Origin of the sequence: Chryseobacterium taeanense, from assembly GCF_900099685.1 — a bacterium.
Classification (GTDB): Bacteria; Bacteroidota; Bacteroidia; order Flavobacteriales; family Weeksellaceae; genus Chryseobacterium; species Chryseobacterium taeanense.
Window position 1 is genome coordinate 70,580 of record NZ_FNDW01000011.1, and the last position, 19,120, is coordinate 89,699.

The 19,120-nt window shown below is 34.6% G+C and carries 16 protein-coding genes; 14 read left to right on the plus strand and 2 right to left on the minus strand.

The annotated features are described in order from the left end of the window. The first annotated feature begins 13 nt into the window (after positions 1-13). The 10 genes from BLR30_RS14225 to BLR30_RS14270 all read left to right on the plus strand — a co-directional run bounded on the left by BLR30_RS14225 (position 14) and on the right by BLR30_RS14270 (position 11,642). Positions 14-559: an RNA polymerase sigma factor gene (locus tag BLR30_RS14225; protein WP_089860295.1), complete on the plus strand. Its 546-nt coding sequence runs from the start codon at positions 14-16 to the stop codon at positions 557-559. Then, positions 537-1,238, plus strand: a complete 702-nt coding sequence (locus tag BLR30_RS14230) for a hypothetical protein (protein WP_089860298.1) — start codon at positions 537-539, stop codon at positions 1,236-1,238. Before BLR30_RS14225 ends, BLR30_RS14230 begins: the two co-directional genes overlap by 23 nt. A 70-nt stretch (positions 1,239-1,308) precedes the next feature. Next, positions 1,309-2,403, plus strand: a complete 1,095-nt coding sequence (locus BLR30_RS14235; RefSeq protein ID WP_089860301.1) for a hypothetical protein — start codon at positions 1,309-1,311, stop codon at positions 2,401-2,403. A 148-nt stretch (positions 2,404-2,551) separates the two neighbouring features. After that, the gene (locus tag BLR30_RS14240) at positions 2,552-2,932 is read left to right on the plus strand and encodes a hypothetical protein (protein WP_089860304.1); all 381 of its coding nucleotides are present in this window, start codon (positions 2,552-2,554) and stop codon (positions 2,930-2,932) included. Positions 2,933-3,031: 99 nt separating this feature from the next. After that, positions 3,032-4,213 (plus strand): acetyl-CoA C-acyltransferase, encoded by a 1,182-nt coding sequence (locus BLR30_RS14245; protein WP_089860306.1) that lies wholly within the window; start codon positions 3,032-3,034, stop codon positions 4,211-4,213. A gap of 247 nt (positions 4,214-4,460) precedes the next feature. Continuing rightward, positions 4,461-5,996, plus strand: coding sequence for an MFS transporter (locus BLR30_RS14250; RefSeq protein WP_089860310.1), 1,536 nt, complete (start codon positions 4,461-4,463; stop codon positions 5,994-5,996). A gap of 186 nt (positions 5,997-6,182) precedes the next feature. Then, positions 6,183-8,348, plus strand: a complete 2,166-nt coding sequence (locus BLR30_RS14255) for a T9SS type A sorting domain-containing protein (RefSeq protein ID WP_089860539.1) — start codon at positions 6,183-6,185, stop codon at positions 8,346-8,348. 190 nt (positions 8,349-8,538) lie between these two features. After that, positions 8,539-9,465, plus strand: coding sequence for a mevalonate kinase family protein (locus BLR30_RS14260; protein ID WP_089860313.1), 927 nt, complete (start codon positions 8,539-8,541; stop codon positions 9,463-9,465). A 10-nt stretch (positions 9,466-9,475) separates the two neighbouring features. Continuing rightward, complete coding sequence (locus BLR30_RS14265) at positions 9,476-10,405, plus strand: UbiA family prenyltransferase (protein WP_089860316.1); 930 nt, start codon at positions 9,476-9,478, stop codon at positions 10,403-10,405. Positions 10,406-10,469: 64 nt separating this feature from the next. Beyond that, positions 10,470-11,642: a proline dehydrogenase family protein gene (locus BLR30_RS14270; protein ID WP_089860319.1), complete on the plus strand. Its 1,173-nt coding sequence runs from the start codon at positions 10,470-10,472 to the stop codon at positions 11,640-11,642. An 82-nt stretch (positions 11,643-11,724) separates the two neighbouring features. On the opposite strand, the gene BLR30_RS14275 is transcribed toward BLR30_RS14270, so the two are convergent. Then, positions 11,725-12,273, minus strand: coding sequence for a helix-turn-helix transcriptional regulator (locus BLR30_RS14275; RefSeq protein WP_089860323.1), 549 nt, complete (start codon positions 12,271-12,273; stop codon positions 11,725-11,727). Between the two features lie 826 nt (positions 12,274-13,099). Here BLR30_RS14275 and BLR30_RS14280 point away from each other — a divergent pair. Beyond that, positions 13,100-14,209 (plus strand): M14 family zinc carboxypeptidase, encoded by a 1,110-nt coding sequence (locus BLR30_RS14280; protein WP_089860326.1) that lies wholly within the window; start codon positions 13,100-13,102, stop codon positions 14,207-14,209. Between the two features lie 80 nt (positions 14,210-14,289). Here BLR30_RS14280 and BLR30_RS14285 read toward each other — a convergent pair whose 3' ends face one another. Next, positions 14,290-14,799 carry a DUF4920 domain-containing protein gene (locus BLR30_RS14285; protein ID WP_089860329.1) on the minus strand — a complete coding sequence of 170 codons (510 nt, stop codon included), beginning with the start codon at positions 14,797-14,799 and terminating at the stop codon, positions 14,290-14,292. Positions 14,800-15,835: 1,036 nt separating this feature from the next. Between BLR30_RS14285 and BLR30_RS14290 the strand changes: the two genes are divergently transcribed. From BLR30_RS14290 to BLR30_RS14300, 3 genes are all read left to right on the plus strand, one after another. Continuing rightward, complete coding sequence (locus tag BLR30_RS14290) at positions 15,836-17,248, plus strand: APC family permease (protein ID WP_089860332.1); 1,413 nt, start codon at positions 15,836-15,838, stop codon at positions 17,246-17,248. A gap of 546 nt (positions 17,249-17,794) precedes the next feature. Continuing rightward, positions 17,795-18,400, plus strand: a complete 606-nt coding sequence (locus BLR30_RS14295) for a SatD family protein (protein WP_089860335.1) — start codon at positions 17,795-17,797, stop codon at positions 18,398-18,400. Between the two features lie 2 nt (positions 18,401-18,402). Beyond that, positions 18,403-19,098 carry a DUF3307 domain-containing protein gene (locus BLR30_RS14300; RefSeq protein WP_089860338.1) on the plus strand — a complete coding sequence of 232 codons (696 nt, stop codon included), beginning with the start codon at positions 18,403-18,405 and terminating at the stop codon, positions 19,096-19,098. The last annotated feature ends 22 nt before the right edge of the window (positions 19,099-19,120 follow it).

The window sequence follows — 19,120 nt, forward strand, 5'->3', positions numbered from 1 at the left end:
TAGAAACCGATACATGAAGCATTTAGAAGAGAATTTTAAGCTGGCGAAAAAACAGGATCGAAAAGGGCAGAAAGCTCTTTACGAAATGTTTTCAGCGAAAATGCTAGCCATTGCAAACTCTTATGTTAATAATATTCATGATGCCGAAGATATTGTGATAAATTCTTTTTTTACCTGTTTTTCAAAAATAGAAGAATGTAGAGAATGGAGAAGTTTTCCGTTTTGGCTGAGAAAAATAGTGGTTAACAATTCCATCAATTTTATCAGAAAAAATAAAAATATTCTTTACTCTGATATTGATGTGAATACAATCGAATATACGGATGAAAATTGGGGAGAAGAAATCGAGGAAGTTAATATTAGCGAGATTTTTTCTAAAATGCCTGATGGCTACAGACTCATTTTCAATCTGTATGTATTTGAGGAGAAAAAACATCATGAAATTGCGGAAATACTTAATATTTCTGAAGGTACAAGCAAGAGCCAGCTTAGCAAATCCAAAAAATGGATTACTGATTTTTTAAAACAAAAAAAGGATGAAAAACAATATGTTAAATAATTTAAAATCCAACTACGAAGAACTGGAAATCAAGCCTTCCTCTGAGCTTTGGAGCAGATTGGAGCAGCAACTTGAAGAAAATCCTGTAACAATTTCAAAAAAAACTTTTGAATGGTGGAAGTATGCTGCTGTAATAGTATTCTTAATTTCAATGGGAACTGTTTTTTATTTTAATTCAGGAAACGATTCCGGGAATGAGAAGGTAAATTATATTGTTAAAAAAAGCTTAGAAATAACGGTTAATCCTAATAATCCGGATTTAAAATACCCAACAGCTTACCCAAAATCTGCACCGACTGAAAAAAGCAATAAAAAGATTGTAATTAAAGACAAGGAAACAAATTTTGATAAGGTTTTAGTCCCTGAAAAAGAAAATACCACAATAAAAAATGAAGTTTCTGTTGTGAAAATACAGCAGATTGCCGTAAAGCAGCCGGAAAAATTAGATATCCAACCTGCCGGAATAGAAAATCATGTTCCGGTGATCGCTGAAGTAAAGAAAACAAAACCAACTTACATCAATTCAAATGAGCTTCTTTTGGGAAGAGAGTTTGATAAAACAAGCCGAAATCCTTATAGAAATGATGTGAAAATTGGGATTTTTAATTTTGATAAACCGACTCCCAATGTTGAGAATGTAACCGTATTGGGTGTAACGGTGTATGTAGATTCTAAATAATTACTGCCATTTTCTAATTTAAAAAAGACAACTTAAAACAAAAATCCTGTTTAAAAAATAATTAATATACATGAAATCTAAAATAGCTTTAATGGCTTGTCTAATGGGCTTTTCATATTCATTCGCACAGGAAACTATGAATATGGATGTTTCTCTGAAGAATTATTCTAAAATGATTGACAGCATTGTCGTTTCTGAAAAAGTAAAAATGAATAAAGAACTCGATGAGGTTGACCATGATTTTAAACGAAACAAAATCAACAGTGATGAAAAACAAAAACAAAGAGCAGATATTGCTTCAAAATATGAACAAACGATCAATGAAAAAATAGATGCTCATAGAAATGAATTTGAGGAATTTACAAGACAGGCGGTAAAAGATGCCGTTTTAAAACCGGTAGACTCGCTGCATAAAGATAAAAATCAGATCGTTTTCGGGCTGGGAGGGGTATCAATACTTATGGATGAAGATAAAACTAAACCTGCTGACTATCTTCGTACTTGGCAATATGTAGTAGCATTAGTGGGAACGAATTACACAACTAAAGATAAAACTTTTGCATTTTTAAATAATACCTTAGATTTTAAAAATACAGTATTCAATTCTGCGGTATATATGGTGAGATACCAAGGTCAGCTCGGAAATTTTACAAGCCCGTTTTTTTACAGGTTAGGACTGGGCTACCGATGGGATCAGTCGAAGGCTAAATACGGAAAGACCTTTACTCAGGAAAATCAGATACTGGATACCAAAGAATTTACGAAAGGTAATCTGAAAGATACTCATATAAACAACCATTATCTTTTTGTGCCTGTTGAGTTTAAGTTTGTTCTGAATCCTAAATATATTGAACACAACGGAACCAAATATCTAAACAACAGAGTAAGCCAGTTCTCCATTGTCGCAGGTGTTTATGGAGCGGTAAGAATTGCAAGCAATATTTATAACAAGTATTCCAATGACTACAGCAAGAGAATTGTTGAAAGAGAGTCTATTAACCATGGCGTAAATGATATTATTTTTGGAGGAAAATTAGGAATTGGATATGCAGGATTTAATGTCTTTGTTCAGAAAGATTTTACACCGGCATTTAATAATAATGCGAATCTCAAAAGCAAATACGGACTTCAGATTGGTATAGAACTCTTAAATGCAAGTTTTTAATTACATAATGATTCTTGTTTTATATTACATAATGATTAAATTTTTATTAATTGTTTTGTCATTTCTGAATGATAATTAAGTAAAATTTACTTTTAAAACACACTGATTCTAAGTGTGTTTTTTTTTGTATTTTGGCACTTTAGGAATTATGAAAAATATTCAGTTATTAGGTTTAATATTGGTCGTGGCAGGAAGTTTTTTCCCGCTGGTTCATGTACCCGTTATCGGAAACTGGAACTACTGGAAACTTGACCATTTCCTTGCGATTGCATGCTGGATTCTTGCTGCAGGATCTTTGTTTGGTATTGCAAATAACAAGGTAGCGGTCACAAAAATTTTTGCTATCCTGCTGATTGTTTTATTTGTCTTTACATTATTTGCGGTGAAGCTTCAGGCTTCCGAATATTTCAGTTTTATGCCTTTTAAATCTTGGCAGGACAAGCTTGCTGGTATTGTAAAATTAAAATGGGGCTGGATCATTGAATTTCTTGGAGCTTTTATTATCCTTTTTGCAAGGAATAGAAAATAATTGTCAAAATAATAAAAATAATTTTTGTCAATGTCAAAAGATTCAGGATTTAAAATTAATAATCGAAAAATATATTTAAATAAAAAATAGAACTATAAAATGAAAGAAGTATTTATCGTTTCCGCAGTAAGAACCCCGATGGGAAGTTTTTGGGGAAGTTTGGCTGGCGTTCCGGCTACAAAGCTGGGATCTGTAGCTGTAAAAGGAGCATTAGATAAAATAAATCTTGATCCTAAACAGGTTCAGGAAATTTATATGGGAAATGTTTTACAAGCCGGGGAAGGACAGGCTCCTGCCCGTCAGGTTGCTTTGGGAGCAGGACTTTCAAATGAAACACCTTCTACTACGGTAAATAAAGTTTGTGCTTCAGGAATGAAGGCCGTTACGATGGCTGCACAGGCTATAAAGGCTGGTGATGCAGATGTAATCGTTGCCGGAGGTATGGAAAACATGTCTTCCGTTCCTCACTATTATAATGCAAGAAATGCAACTAAATTAGGTGATGTAAAGATGCTGGACGGAATGGTTTTAGACGGTCTTACAGATGTTTATAACAAAGTACACATGGGCGTTTGCGCAGAAAAATGTGCAACTGATTACAGCATTTCAAGAGAAGATCAGGATAATTTTGCTATAGAATCTTATAAAAGAGCTGCTAAAGCATGGAGTGAAGGAAAATTTGCTGATGAGGTAGTACCGGTAGAAATTCCTCAGAGAAAAGGTGAACCGATTGTTTTTGCTGAAGATGAAGAATACAAAGCGGTAAATTTCGACAGAATTCCAACGCTTGCAACCGTTTTCAAAAAAGAAGAAGGAACAGTAACGGCCGCTAACGCTTCTACTCTTAATGACGGAGCTTCTGCTTTAATTCTTGTTTCTAAAGAAAAAATGGAAGAATTAGGCCTTAAACCATTAGCAAAAATCGTTTCTTATGCTGATGCCGCTCAGGCTCCGGAAGACTTTACGACAGCACCTTCAAAAGCGCTTCCTATTGCCCTTAAAAAAGCAGGTTTAGCAATTACGGATATCGATTTCTTTGAATTCAATGAAGCATTTTCTGTCGTTGGTCTGGCAAACAATAAAATTTTAGGATTAGATGCCTCTAAAGTGAATGTAAACGGTGGAGCAGTAGCTATCGGGCATCCGCTTGGAAGTTCAGGTTCACGAATTATCGTAACATTAATCAACGTATTGAAACAAAATAACGGTAAATACGGTGCTGCTGCAATCTGTAACGGAGGTGGCGGTGCTTCAGCCATTGTGATTGAAAATATGCAATAAGAATTTTTTAAATCATATACTGATCCGGAGGTTTTTACTTCCGGATTTTTTTTAATAATAATTCTCATTTAAATAAAGATTTGAATATCACTGAAGGTTTACGACTACTGAAAGGTATATTTCGGAAATGTTGTATTGCTTTTTTAGCTTTAAAGTTTTACCTGCAAAATAAAATGTGGAGGAAAGAAAATAAAATCTCTGAATATTCATTCGTTTTCCTATTTTTGTGCTACTAATATTATTTGAAATGTCTGAAATTGAGAATCTGCAAACTCAAAACATAAAGAATAATCCAAAGATCATGAAAGCCTGGGCGGTGTACGACTGGGCCAATTCAGTGTATTCTCTGGTAATTACTTCTACTATTTTCCCGATTTACTATTCCATTCTTACCACAGCGTACGAGAAAAAGGAGTATGTACAGGAAACAAAATCTTATATTGATGTTCCTGTAAGGCATATGATTACCATTTTTGGTAAAGAATATCAGCCGGATGCCGTCTACGGATATTCACTTACGATCTCATTCTTTATTGTAGTATTACTATCTCCTTTTCTGTCTTCATTAGCAGATACAATCGGGAATAAAAAATCTTTTTTACAGTTTTTCTGTTATTTAGGTGCAACTTCCTGTATGGGACTGGCCATGTTCACCGGAATGCATAACGTTTTTCTGGGCTTGCTCTTTAGTATTACGGCAAGTGTCGGGTTTTGGGGAAGTCTCGTGTTTTACAACTCATTCTTGCCGGATATTGCCACCAGAGATAAACAAGATGCACTTTCAGCAAAAGGGTATGTATATGGATATATTGGTTCTGTAGTGCTGGTAATTATCTGTTTGGTATTAATTCAGGTGGTAGCAAAAGGAGATCCTGAAAAACAGCTGTTGTTTACGAGAGTAAGTTTTCTATTGACAGGAGCGTGGTGGTTCGGTTTTTCACAATATACTTTCAAACATTTACCTCAGTTTGGAGACGTGAAAGAAAAACTTCCGAAAGACCTAGTATTATTAAATTATAAAAACCTCTTCAAAAAGCACGAAGAACAGGGCGGTTTTTTTGAAGTTTTAAAAGATAACCTTTGTTTCTATAAAGATATCGGTAAAGAAAGTTTCAATGAACTTTTTAAAGTAGGTAAGGAACTTTTCAAGCACAGAAACCTCAAATTTTTCTTGTCAAGTTTTTTCTTTTACAGCGTTGGAATGCAGACCATTTTCCTGATGGCAACATTATTTGGGAAAAGTGAAATTAATCTTCCTCAGGATAAATTAATAGGAACTCTCTTAATTATTCAGATTGAAGCAATTATCGGAGCGGTTATTTTCTCAAGATTATCAAGGAAAATAGGAAATAAAAATGTAATATCAATTGCAGTTGTGTTATGGATTGTAGCCTGTATCTGGGCGTATTTCCTTAACAAGGAAAATCCTACGGTTGAATATCAGTTTTATGGTGTTGCCGGAGTTGTAGGGCTGGTAATGGGAGGGCTACAGGCGATGTCAAGATCTACCTATTCCAAACTTTTACCCGAAAATTCAATGGAAAATACTACATTTTTTAGTTTTTATGATGTACTGGAAAAAATTGCGATCATAGTAGGAACTTTCGTATTCGCATTATTTATCGATAAATATGATTCTTTACGTGAAATTTTTGCTAAAATTGATATTATGTTACCTTCCGCTTCTGGGATGAGGTTTGCAGCATTTTCAATGGCAATTTTCTTCTTTATCGGGTTGATTTTAATACGATTCTTAAAACTCAATAATACTAAGAATAACTAAAAAATGAATATCAAATTATATAAGGCGTTTTTAAAACGTCTTTTTTTTTTGCTTTAATAATGTATAATATTGAATTAAATTTTAATTTTGATATATTTATTGTAATTATTATAATTAAATTTTTATCATATATTTATTAATTGTAATTTTTTTTGTTTATTTGTGAATCCTAAATTAATGAAAAATATGATAAAAAAAATCCTGATTTTCTGCATATTACAATTTGCAGTTTTAGGCTTTTCGCAGGATCTTAAACCTGTTGCCCGAAAAGTTTCGGAATTTCATACTCAAAACAAAAGTTTTGAAAAGTATGATTTATTTACCGTCAATAAGTCTTCAGAAAAATTGTCCGAGTACAAAAGAGCTGCAACGGATATCTCTGTTCTTAATATTGATAACAAACAACTGAAGAAACTTGTATATGAGAAGCCCGACTATCTTGAAGTATCATTTCCGTTTGACGGAAAGCAGATTACGATGGAGCTTTACAAGAATAACATTTTTACCAATGAATTTAAAGTAGTTACGAGTAAAGGAGAAATTGTAAACTATACACCGGGTGTTTATTATCAGGGAATCGTGAAAGGTGATAACAAATCTGTTGCAGCCTTTAGCTTCTTTGACAATGATATTGTAGGAGTTGCTTCCACACCGGAATTAGGAAATATTATTGTTGGTAAAGTGAAAAATTCTACTGATTTTGTAAGTTATTCAGACTCAAAACTAACAGGCATAAATCCTTTTATTTGTGGCGCTGATGAATTGGCAGAAAATCAGAAACAAAAAGTTTCTTTCAATCCTGATGCAAAGAATACTGCGGGTAAATCATTGACTCAGAACTGTGTGAGAATCTATTATGAGATTTGCTACACACCGTATGTCAACAACGGTTCCAATACAACGACCACTGCAAACTGGCTTACTGCCATTCATAACAATATCTCTACACTTTATAACAATGATGATGTAAAGATTGCTCTTAATGAGATTTATATCTGGACTACTGCAGATCCTTATACAGGAACTCCGAATGCCAATCTTGCAAGTTTCAGAACAAACAGACAGACTTTTAATGGTGATCTTGCGCATTTGGTCAACCAACCATCTACGACGAGTGTAGCGTATGTGAACTCTCTTTGTACAACTAGCAGACATGCTTATTCAGGTGCTGCACAGACATATAATAGTGTTCCGGTATATTCATGGACAATTATGGCAATGACTCACGAAATGGGACATAGCATGGGTTCTCCTCACACACACGCATGTGCCTGGAACGGAAATAATACGGCCATCGATGGTTGTGGACCGGCAGCAGGAGCCAATGAAGGCTGTACGGGGCCAATTCCGTCCACTACAGAAAAAGGAACCATTATGAGCTACTGTCATTTAATTTCAGGAGTTGGAATCAATTTCTCCAATGGTTTTGGTCCGCAGCCTGCAGCCTTAATCAGAAATACGGTGGAATCAAAACCATGTTTAGGAATAAATTGTACAACAGCATGTGCAACAACGATTAGCGGATTGCAAGTTTCAAACATTACGCAAATTTCTGCAAATGCATCTTTTAATGACGCAACATCTAATTCGTGGAAATATAAATTAACAAAGTTTGATGGAACAGTTCTCAGTAACGGAACAACATCAACACAATCCCTAAGCCTTTCAGGCCTTCAGCCAGCGACATATTATTTTTTGTCTGTAGGAACAGATTGTTCGGCGGGATATCAGAGAACACAGTTATTCATGACGGATGGCGACTGGTGTAACGGGTCTGTTTTCACAGATACAGGAGGTCTAACAGCCAATTACGGAGACAACCAGACGATTGTGAAAACCTTCTACCCAAGCTCAGGAGCATTAACGATGAACTTCACAGAATTCGGACTGGAACAGGATTACGATTTCATGTATATTTATAATGGTCCTTCTACTAGTTCGCCTATATTTGCTAATGGAAACAGCTTAACAGGAAGTACTTTACCGGGAACATTCACTTCTACACACCCTTCCGGAGCGATTACGGTAAAATTCGAATCAGATCCGGCAGAAAATGATATAGGTTGGAAAGCCAATTTTTCATGCGCTGTTCTTGCTGTTGAAGATGTAAATACAAAGGATAATACTGTGAGTATTTATCCAAATCCGGCAAGAAGTATGATAACGATTTCTTCTAAAGAAAGATTAAAATCATTTAAAATTTATGATGAATCCGGACGATTGGTGAAATCATCTTCTGATTTAAAAGGAAATAAATTTGAAGTGAATATTTCACCCTTACAGACAGGAAATTATGTAGTAACTGTAGAAACAGATAAACAAAAAGTTACTAAGAAATTAATAAAACAATAATTTTAAATATTTTACAATGAAAGCCTGATTACTTCAGGCTTTTTTGTTAACTTTAATAAAAGAAGTATTCTTTTTTGACTTTTTTAAATTATGTATCAATAATTGGTGTTAAAATATGTTAGAATTCGGCGTGACTTTTGCTTATATTCAACAGAATAATTTTACATTTGCACAAAATTTATTTATCTAAATGACAAACCCATTATTTTACGCAAAAATTCTTTTGTTCGGAGAATACGGAATCATAGAAGATTCCCAAGGTTTGACATTACCTTATAGTTTTTATAAAGGTACCCTCAAGTTCTCATCATTAGATTCCGAATTTGAAAGAAAATCTAATGAACATCTTAAAAAATACGCAGACTATCTTGAAAATCTGTCTCTTCCAGACACTTTTGAAATAAATGTTTCAAAATTTAAAGAAGAAATTTCTTCAGGCTTATTCTTCGACAGCAATATTCCTCAGGGCTATGGTGTCGGAAGCTCCGGAGCTTTGGTGGCTGCTATTTTTGAACGGTATTCGATTTCCAAACATGAGCCGGAAAACATTTCCAAAGATGAATTAAAAAATCTCAGATATGTTTTCGGATTAATGGAAAGCTATTTTCACGGAAAAAGCTCAGGAATTGATCCTCTGATTTGCTACATGAATCTGCCGATCCTTATTGAAAGCAGAGAAAGTGTAGATAAAGTTGCAATCCCTGCAAGTGAGGCAGGAAAAGGAGCTATTTTTTTAATCGATTCCGGAATGACAGGAGAAACGGGACCGATGGTTCAGATTTTCTTTGAGAAAATGAAGACTGAAGGCTTCAGAAAAACGCTTAAAGAAGAGTTCATCCGTTACAATAACGCCTGTATCGATTCTTTCCTTAAAAAGGATATGAACCCTTTTTTCAGAAATCTTAAAAAACTTTCTCACTGGGCTTATGAGCATTTTCGCCCTATGATTCCGGAAAGTATTTTTAAGGTATGGAAAACAGGCTTGGATTCTAATGCTTATTATTTAAAACTTTGCGGCAGTGGCGGCGGAGGCTATATTTTAGGTTTTACTAAAGATTACGAAAAAGCAGAAAAAATGCTCGACGGATTTAATAAAGAAGTGATTTACAGATTCTAAATCATTGGAAATGAATTCTGAAAAAGAAAATTTCCAGGAGAAAAATTATATCAAAAAATCTTTATATTACAGATTTTCACAATTTGTGGGCTTTCTTTTGGGAGCTCGCTTTTTTGTTGCAGCCCTCCTTACTTTTGCATTATATGTATCCACATTTTTTCTGTTCAACCAGGATGAAAGTTTCAGCAGGTTTGTTTTCGATTTTAAAGTTCACGGAATAATCTTCTGTACAGTGCTTACCATTCTAGCGGGAGGAATTATTAATCAGTTTTATGATTTTGAAAAAGATCATTTGGTGAAACCTTTCCGGACGAGAATTCAGAGCTTTATCAAGCAGAAATATTTTCTTTATGCCTATCTTTTTCTCAGCATGATTTCATTAAGCGTTGCCTGGATGATTTCGCATAAGGTTTTTGTATTCTTTATTGTTTATCAGTTTTTTATGTGGTTTTACAGCCATAAGCTGAGCCGTATTCTTATTTTAAATAATCTCACTTTTGTAAGCCTTACTTTGTATCCTTTCTTTGGAATGATGGTATATTATGAAACTTTCTCAAAAAAAGTACTCTTAATGGCCATTTTTCTTTTTCTGGTTTTATTATGTATTGATATTGTGAAAGATACTTTAACAAAAAGTGTTGACAAAGCGTTTGGCTATACTACTATTCCAAATTATTTCAATGCTAAAACAACAAACGGAATTATAGTTTCCCTCATGTTTATTACAATGGCAGTTTCCCTAAAACTGATTCTACGAACTGGTATTTCAGGATTTATGGCCTATTATTTTGTTATCGGACTTTTGGTTTTTATTCTGTGTATTTATCTCATTATCAGTAATTCACGAAGAAATAAATTTTTTACCATCAATATTCTGAGACTGTGGGTTTTTTTAGGAATTATTTCCATGCTTCTGAGTGGTCTGGAAGGTAAATTATAGAAAAAATTCTTTAAAAAATCTTTCGTTATCCTTACCTTTGCAGAACTATAAATCTATAAAAGTAATGCCCATTTTTAACGATACTAAAATTGCATTTGCAGATAAATCTGATGCGCAATTAAGAAAAGCGTATTGGATGTTCAAAATGATTGAACAGCCCTCACTCACAAAAGTCGGAACTTCTGTCCTAAATTTTACCGTTCACAACAATTTTCCATTCGTTACCGGAATCGTAAAAAATACTTTATTTGAACAGTTTTGCGGTGGAGAAACACGTGAAGAAAGTATGAAAGTTGTAAAGCAGCTTTTTAAAAGAGGGGTGGGAAGCATTTTCGATTATTCTATTGAGGGGAAAGAAGATGAAGAAACATTTGATGCAGTCTGCAATGAGATCAAAGATATCGTGAAGTTTTCCGTTGGCAATCCTGCTATCCCTTTTATTGTTTTTAAGCCTACTGCTTTCGGTAGAATAGATCTTTATGAGGCTGTCGGTAGCAACGCAGAATTAACCTCAAGCCAGAAAGAAGAATGGAAAAGAGTAGTGAAAAGATTCGATGAGGTTTGTAAATTATGCCATGAAAACGACAAGAAAGTAATGGTAGATGCTGAAGAAACCTGGATGCAGGATGCAGCAGATCAGCTTTGCGAAGAAATGATGGAAAAATATAATCAGCAAAAGCCTATCGTCTGGAATACCATTCAGATGTATCGTACCGGAAGACTGGAGTATATGGAAGAGCAATTGCAGAGAGCCAGAGATAAAGGATATTTTATTGGTTATAAGATCGTTCGAGGCGCATATATGGAAAAAGAAAGAGCGAGAGCTGCCGAAAAAGGTTATCCTGATCCAATACAGCCGACGAAAGAAGCTTCTGATAAAAACTATAATGCAGGAATCGATTTTGTGATGAACCATCTGGATAAAGTTTCAGCTTTTTTTGGAACGCACAATGAAATTTCTTCAGAGTTAGTAATGGATAAAATGAAAGCTAAAAATCTTGAAAACGGAAATGCCCATGTGTATTTCGGGCAATTGTACGGCATGAGTGATAATATTACTTTCTACCTGTCTGACAAAGGGTATAATGTGGCCAAATACCTTCCTTATGGGCCTGTAAAAGATGTTGTTCCGTATCTTACAAGAAGAGCTCAGGAAAATACCTCTGTGGCCGGCCAAACCGGAAGAGAGCTGGGGCTCATTAAAAAAGAATTGGAAAGAAGGAAACATACTAGATAATTTTTTCTATTAAAAATATCAAAGCCTTACAGATTTTTTGTAAGGCTTTTTTATGGTGTAAAATTTTTCTTAAAATTTATTTTTAAGGCTCAAAACTTTCAAATTTTCCGTTTTCGTAGAAAATAACAATACGTTTTATGCCAACTCCTTTATTTTCAGTTGATTGAATTGTATTTATGGGAATGTCATTTTCTAATCGCTGAGAATCGGGTATTTTTTCCCTTGTCTTACTTGTGGGCGGTATAGACGATTCTCCGGAAGGTATTTTTTCTTCTTTAATTTCAGCCTCTTCAACACCGAAATCTTCATCTTCGTTCATCATCGTAAAAAGATCGGGGAGAGATGTCGGTTTTGATTTTTCCTCTTCTAAAATATTTGGGTCTTCCTTAATAGTTTCGCTGACTTCGGGTAAATCAGATTTCAGCATCAGTCCTTCACCGGTAACGAGCCAATCCCAGAGAATTTCAGGAAATCTCGATTTTATTTTTATGATAAATTCTAAGGATGGTTTATTTCTTCCCGAAGTTATATGCGAAATAGAAGAGCGTTGTACATCAATCTCGTCTGCAAACTCTGAAGGTGTTAATCCTGAATATTCAATAACCTTAGAAATTCTGTCATTTAAACTCATATAATAAGCTTTTTAATCACTTTACAAATGTAAAGATAAAATTTACAAATGAAAAATACAAAAGTAAACAGTTGTAAATATTCACAATATACAAATGTAAACGTTTAATATATTGATTTTTAATTGTTTATTATTTAATTATTAAATAACTGTTTTTTTATTCAACAAATTTTCCACAAACGTAATTATTTATGCCGTATTTAAAGTATAACATTAATTAAACATTATACTAGAGTATATTTCCATATTAACTTCTACTTTTCATAGTATTCATGCCTTATACAGCAAATTTTTTGCTTTAAAAATCTAAAATGGAGTAGTGTCTATTAAATCTCTGATTTTGTGAATTAACTTATAAAGCATCATTGCAAAAATCTTTGTAAACACTATTCAATAGGAATTTTCTAAGATATAGTTTAGGTTAAATAATCTACTATTATGGATGTTCATATTTTAAAGTTACATTTCTAAACCAGCATCAAATTGGTAGCAAATTAAGAAGTTAATTATTTAAATTATCAACAATTTACATTTGTATATAGTGATGGTTTAAATTTTTTCCACACTTTAGAATGTTTAATGGAATTACACCCAAATGTATATAACCCTTTATTTTATTACTTAAAGTAATGTTCTAATTAATATTTAGATAAAAATCATAAGTATTTGATTTAAAGTTTTTTAAATATAACACATTAAATTATTGTTAATCCACAATTTTATCCACAGACATTCTGTCAATTTGAAGTGTTTAATCCAATTACAAATGTTAATTTTATATTTCATTAAAAATTAAGTAAATTTGACTCTTGTAAACTATTACACAATGAATTTTGAACATTTGTATCAACAAAATCCAGACTTCCCTAATCGCTATATTTCCCCCGAAAAATTATTTTTTTACCTACATACGAATCTCAGCAATTACATTTGTGAGATAGGAAGATCTTATTTAGACAAACCTATTTATCAACTGACAATAGGAAATGGAGATATTTCAATATTGGCTTGGTCACAGATGCACGGAAACGAATCTAACGCGACACATGCCATGCTGGATCTTCTGATAACTTTAGATAAAGCACCGGAATTAAAGGATGAATTGCTCAATAAAATTACACTGGACTTTATATTTATGTTAAATCCTGATGGCTCTGAAAAATGGACACGACTGAATGCTTCGGATATTGATCTTAACAGAGATTTTCATAACGAAGCGAGCAAGGAAATCAAAATATTAAAACAAGTTGTTGCAAAGAAAAAATATCATTATGCTCTGAATCTTCATGAGCAGAGAACTATTTTTACCACAGACGGAATTCATCCTGCTACACTCTCTTTTTTGGCTCCATCGGAAAATGTTGAACGAACCATCACTGAAAACAGGAAGAAATGTATGGCAGTAATTGCCAATGTTTACAATCATCTGAAAGAAATGATCCCGAACCAGATCGGAAGATATTCTGATGAATTTTATCCCGCATCTACCGGAGATAATTTCATTAAAGCCGGAATGCCGACGATTTTGTTTGAAGGAGGACATTTTGTAAATGATTACACCAGAAAAGACACCCGGAAATATTACACGATTGCGTTGTATTATGCATTAAAAGCAATTTCTGAAATCGATTCAGATACAGAAGGCTGGGAAACTTATTTTGAAATTCCTGAAAATAAAGAGACCCATTATGATATTATTTACCGAAATGTAAAACTCAATACCGATCATGAATGCATTTTAGATATTGCCGTGCAGTACCGCGAACTAAAAGAGGAAGGTAAAGACGAGATATCTTTTGTGCCTTTTGTGATGGAGGTGGGTGATGTAAAAGGACGAAAAGGCTGGCTGGAAATTGACTGTACAGGGAAAAAATTTATTTCTCTCACAAAATATCCTAAGCTTGATACTGAAGTGAATTTTACAATAGAAGACTAAAAAAAGCGGAACTGATTGTTCCGCTTTAGTATTATTTGTACTGTGATTGTTATTTTAAATTGTGTAAATCAAAATAACTTTTAATTTACCACCTTAATTCCATTGGCTACAAATCTGATCTCTTCTTTCGGAGTCGTAATAGCATCGATTTCAGATTGAGGTTTCTTAGCATCTTCCGCGTAATGTTTCTGTTCGTCTACAGAAGTTATTTTTCTTTCTGCGGTTCCTTCTAATACTACATTTTTACCCTTTAGGGCAGTTGGAACGAAGAAAGCATAATCTTTCATTTTAACAAAGAACTGAGAACTATCTTCTGTCTGAATGGTAAGCCAGCATCCTTTTTTGTCACATACGTCGGTTACTTTTCCTTTTACCGCAACGTTTTCTACTTTTTTGTTATCTTTTTTAAGCTTCTTGCTTAATTTGTCTACTGATATTGCTTTAGATTCAGCTTTGGATGCCACTCCACCACCATACGTATCTCCAACAAGAGCATTTCCTGCCGGTGGACCGAATTTTTTTGATTCCTGTGAAAAAGCCATTGTAGAAATTCCCAATGCTGTTGCGAATAATAATGATTTAAGTTTCATTTTTAATATTTTTTTCAAAAGTACTAATAAAATCTGAATGATAAAATCTTTGAAAAATTTATAAAAAGCAGGTTGTTTGTTCAGTTCATTAATTCGTTGTGCTTAATTCTTTTTTTCACGCAACGCCCACAAAGAAAATTAACAATTATTCTGCATAATCGGTTCGCAAAGGCGTTTCACTCAGCCAAGGCATCCTACATCATACATTGCTATCATTTGCTGAACGGAGTGCCATTGCGCTCAAAAAAATAGCCATAAAATCATTCAATAAATCCTAGCGCCTTTTGCGTTAAAAATACTCAAGATGCATAATTTTTTCACGCAAAGTCCGCAAAGAAAATTAACAATTATTCTTCATAATCGGTTCGCAAAGGCGTTTCACTCAGCAACGGATTTATGGATAAGATATTACTATTATCTTGTGAAAGCATATTCTGTTATTTTTTTTTACTATTTGACCATTCACTAGACTGTGCTATCATTTGCCGAGTGAAACGCCTTCGCGCTCAAAAAAATAATCACTTAGTTATTCAATAACCCTAGCGACTATTGCGTTAAAACTGACAAACACCAATTTTTAACGCAATGTCCGCAAAGAAAATAATCAATCATCCTGCATAGTTCATTCGCAATGGCGTTACACTCAGCCAAAATTTGATATATAATATGCCGCTATCATTCGCTGAATGAAATGCCTTCGCGCTCAAAAAATAATCGGATAGTTATTCAAATAAATCCTAGCGACTATTGCGTTAAAATTGACAAACACTAATTTTTAACGCAACGTCCGCAAAAAAAATAATCAATCATCCTGCATAATTCGTTCGCAAGGGCGTTACACTCAGCAAATGATAGCAATGTATCTATATCTAAAGCCTTTGTTGAGTATAACGCCTTCGCAACCGAAAAAATATGCTCCTTGTTATTCAATAAAACTTTTGCGTCTGTTGCGTTAAAAAACAATTAAGACAACTCCGTCATAATTTTAAAACAAACTAAACCTATAATTATTTATATTTGAAGCCTATACTTTATTATGCAGAAAAAACTAAAACTTTGGGATGCCATTATGTTGGTAATGGGTTCAATGATCGGAAGCGGAATCTTCATTGTCAGCGCAGATATGATGAGAAATCTCGGTTCAGGATTCTGGATGATTGTGGTTTGGGTAATCACCGGAATTATGACGGTTGCAGCAGCAATAAGTTATGGTGAACTTTCAGCATTGTTTCCTAAAGCTGGCGGACAATACACTTATTTAAAAGAAATCTTTGGCAGAAAGATGGGATTCCTCTACGGATGGGGGCTGTTTACGGTAATACAAACCGGAACGATTGCTGCTGTGGCTATGGCTTTTGGCAAATTTACGGCCTATCTGATTCCGGCATTGAATGATGCTGCTCCTATTTTTCAAAGTGGTGAATTTAAGATCACATGGATCCAGATGCTGGCCATTGCAATCATTCTTTTGCTTACTTACATTAACACCAGAGGAGTAGAAAGTGGTAAATTACTCCAGAATGTTTTTACGGGTTCAAAAATAATAGCTCTGGTAGGGCTTATTGCGGCAGGCTTTATTTTAGTGGATATTTCTCATCTGGCAGAAAATTTTAGCTTTGGATATGAAGGTTTTAATAATCTTACAAAAGACAGCTTTGGTAATTTCCTGAAAGAAGGTTGGGAACCTATTGGCGGAATGACACTGCTAGGCGGAATTGCTGCAGCGATGGTAGGTTCTGTTTTCAGTTCTGTAGCTTGGGAAAGTGTAACTTTTGTATCAGGTGAAATCGAAAATCCGAAAAAGAATGTCGTAAAATCAATGATTTACGGCACAACCGCGGTGATGATCCTATATATTGCCGTTAATTATGTGTACCTGAATGCGCTCGACAGAGACTCCATTGCTTTCGCAGAAAATGACAGGGTAGCCGTAGCAGCTTCTCATTTTATTTTCGGAAGTGCAGGAACAGTAATTATCGCTGTTTTGGTCATGGTTTCTACTTTTGGATGTAATAATGGATTGATCCTGGCAGGAGCAAGGGTTTTTCAGACTATGGCGAAAGACGGAATGTTCTTCAGACAGGCCGAAAAGAACAATAAAAATGAGGTTCCTGAAAATGCACTCTGGATGCAGGGAATATGGGCATCTATACTATGTCTGAGCGGGCAGTATGGAAACCTTCTCGATATGATTTCCTTTGTCATTGTGTTATTCTATATGATTACAGTGTTTGGAGTTATTTATTTAAGATTCAAAAAACCTGATCTTGAAAGACCTTATAAAACCTGGCTGTATCCTGTTACGCCTGTTATCTATTTGTTAATAGGTACTGTCTTCTGTATTTTACTATTAATCTACAAACAGCAGTACACTTGGCCCGGCTTCGTATTGGTGTTGCTTGGTCTTCCTGTATATTATTTTATCAACAGGAACAATCCGCAGCCGTAATCCAGGCACGCTGCCACATACGGAGTAAATCATCCTTTACTAAGTGTTATTTTATCCGTTTTTTTAGAAGGCAATACGTAAGTTTATATACAAAAAACAACATTTTACTTACAAGTCTTTGAACTCATACGCAAGAGTTGACAATAACCTAAGCAAAAGTTGCCTAACTCTTAAGCACAAGTTGCTCAACTCTTCAGCAGGAGTTTGACGCATCATAAGGAGAAGTTTAAAATAGGAGGGGCAAGGCTCAGAATTTCTTCCGTGACGGAATGGTTTTTCAGGAGCTTGATCTTGCTTTCCGCTGTATCTTTTGGGTGACGGTCTCCTGAACTAGGTTCGTAAACCTTCAGTTTATGCTCCGGCCTCCACCCAAAAGGATGCCCGCTGCAATCAAGGCTAGGGTATTTGTCCCTTTAATTGCCAGTGAATACATGAAACATCAGAAACCTATTAAAATCGATATAAGCAGATTCGCTAATACGCATTATCTATAAGGGAAACACCTTATATTTTTTGTATATAAGTAATTATGCTTATATTTGCAGAATGATAGCGGTCATTACCGGAGACATTATAAATTCACAACAGGCGGATACGGAAGTTTGGATCACCAGACTTAAAAATCTTCTCGAAAATTGGGGAAGCGCTCCCAACACATGGGAAATCTACAGAGGAGACGAATTTCAGTTCAAGTGTAATATCGACGATGTTTTCTGGCGTTTCTTAGCCATAAAATCATTAATCAAAAGCCAGGAAAATCTGGATGTACGAATAGCCATCGGTATCGGCGAAGAAAATTTCTCTTCCGATAAGATTACAGAATCCAACGGAACCGCTTACGTTCACTCAGGAAGACTTCTTAACGATCTTAAAAATGACGGTCATACCGTCTCTATAAAAACGTCCAATGTCTCTGTCGACAGAGATCTCAATATTTTACTCAAATGGTCATCTAAAGATTTCGATAACTGGACGATGGCGACTGCCGAAATCATCCACGAAATGATTATGAATAAAGAGATCACGCAGGAAGATCTTGCGAAGAAATTTGCCATCTCACAGTCTTCTGTAAGCCAGAGACTGAAACGCGCTAACTACGAGCTGATCGTAGAGACCAATCAATATTTCAGAAAGAAAATTTCAGAACTCTAAGCATGATTTTTACTAAACTCATATTGGCACATCTACTCGGAGATTTTATTCTTCAGCCAAATTCATGGGTTGCAGATAAAGAGAATAAAAAACTTAAAAGTATTTATCTGTACTTTCATGTAATTATTCACACAGCATTAAGCCTGATATTTCTATGGGATATTCAGCTTTGGTGGATTGCCGCTTTGGTTGGCCTTTCACATTTTGTCATTGATGCTGCAAAACTTAGTTTCCAAACGATAAAAGACCAAAAAATATGGTTCTTTGCAGATCAGGCGCTTCATATTCTGGTAATCGCTGGAATATCTTTTTATTATAAAGAATTCAACTTTGATTTTCTGAAGGATTATACTCATTTAAAAATAATAGGAGCAGCTTTGTTTTTAACAACGCCGGCTTCTGTGATGATAAGAATATTACTGTCTTCATGGACACCGGCTCCTGAAGTAGCAGGAAATATTCAGACCGAATCTTTATCAAATGCAGGAAAGTATATAGGAATTCTGGAACGCTTGCTGGTATTTACCTTTATTATGGTAGATCATTGGGAAGGCGTAGGTTTTATGGTAGCGGCAAAATCGGTATTCAGATTCAGCGATCTTGCACAGGCTAAGCAAAGAAAGCTTACAGAGTATGTCCTTATTGGTACTCTCCTCAGCTTCGGAATGGCAGTTTTAACGGGAATAGTAATCAAATAAATATAAATCTAATAAAAGACAA

Coding starts and splice junctions, on each gene's coding strand:
- BLR30_RS14225 (WP_089860295.1), top strand. CDS start 14: ATGAAGCATTTAGAAGAGAATTTTAAGCTGGCGAAAAAACAGGATCGA.
- BLR30_RS14230 (WP_089860298.1), top strand. CDS start 537: ATGAAAAACAATATGTTAAATAATTTAAAATCCAACTACGAAGAACTG.
- BLR30_RS14235 (WP_089860301.1), top strand. CDS start 1,309: ATGAAATCTAAAATAGCTTTAATGGCTTGTCTAATGGGCTTTTCATAT.
- BLR30_RS14240 (WP_089860304.1), top strand. CDS start 2,552: ATGAAAAATATTCAGTTATTAGGTTTAATATTGGTCGTGGCAGGAAGT.
- BLR30_RS14245 (WP_089860306.1), top strand. CDS start 3,032: ATGAAAGAAGTATTTATCGTTTCCGCAGTAAGAACCCCGATGGGAAGT.
- BLR30_RS14250 (WP_089860310.1), top strand. CDS start 4,461: ATGTCTGAAATTGAGAATCTGCAAACTCAAAACATAAAGAATAATCCA.
- BLR30_RS14255 (WP_089860539.1), top strand. CDS start 6,183: ATGATAAAAAAAATCCTGATTTTCTGCATATTACAATTTGCAGTTTTA.
- BLR30_RS14260 (WP_089860313.1), top strand. CDS start 8,539: ATGACAAACCCATTATTTTACGCAAAAATTCTTTTGTTCGGAGAATAC.
- BLR30_RS14265 (WP_089860316.1), top strand. CDS start 9,476: ATGAATTCTGAAAAAGAAAATTTCCAGGAGAAAAATTATATCAAAAAA.
- BLR30_RS14270 (WP_089860319.1), top strand. CDS start 10,470: ATGCCCATTTTTAACGATACTAAAATTGCATTTGCAGATAAATCTGAT.
- BLR30_RS14275 (WP_089860323.1), bottom strand. CDS start 12,273: ATGAGTTTAAATGACAGAATTTCTAAGGTTATTGAATATTCAGGATTA.
- BLR30_RS14280 (WP_089860326.1), top strand. CDS start 13,100: ATGAATTTTGAACATTTGTATCAACAAAATCCAGACTTCCCTAATCGC.
- BLR30_RS14285 (WP_089860329.1), bottom strand. CDS start 14,799: ATGAAACTTAAATCATTATTATTCGCAACAGCATTGGGAATTTCTACA.
- BLR30_RS14290 (WP_089860332.1), top strand. CDS start 15,836: ATGCAGAAAAAACTAAAACTTTGGGATGCCATTATGTTGGTAATGGGT.
- BLR30_RS14295 (WP_089860335.1), top strand. CDS start 17,795: ATGATAGCGGTCATTACCGGAGACATTATAAATTCACAACAGGCGGAT.
- BLR30_RS14300 (WP_089860338.1), top strand. CDS start 18,403: ATGATTTTTACTAAACTCATATTGGCACATCTACTCGGAGATTTTATT.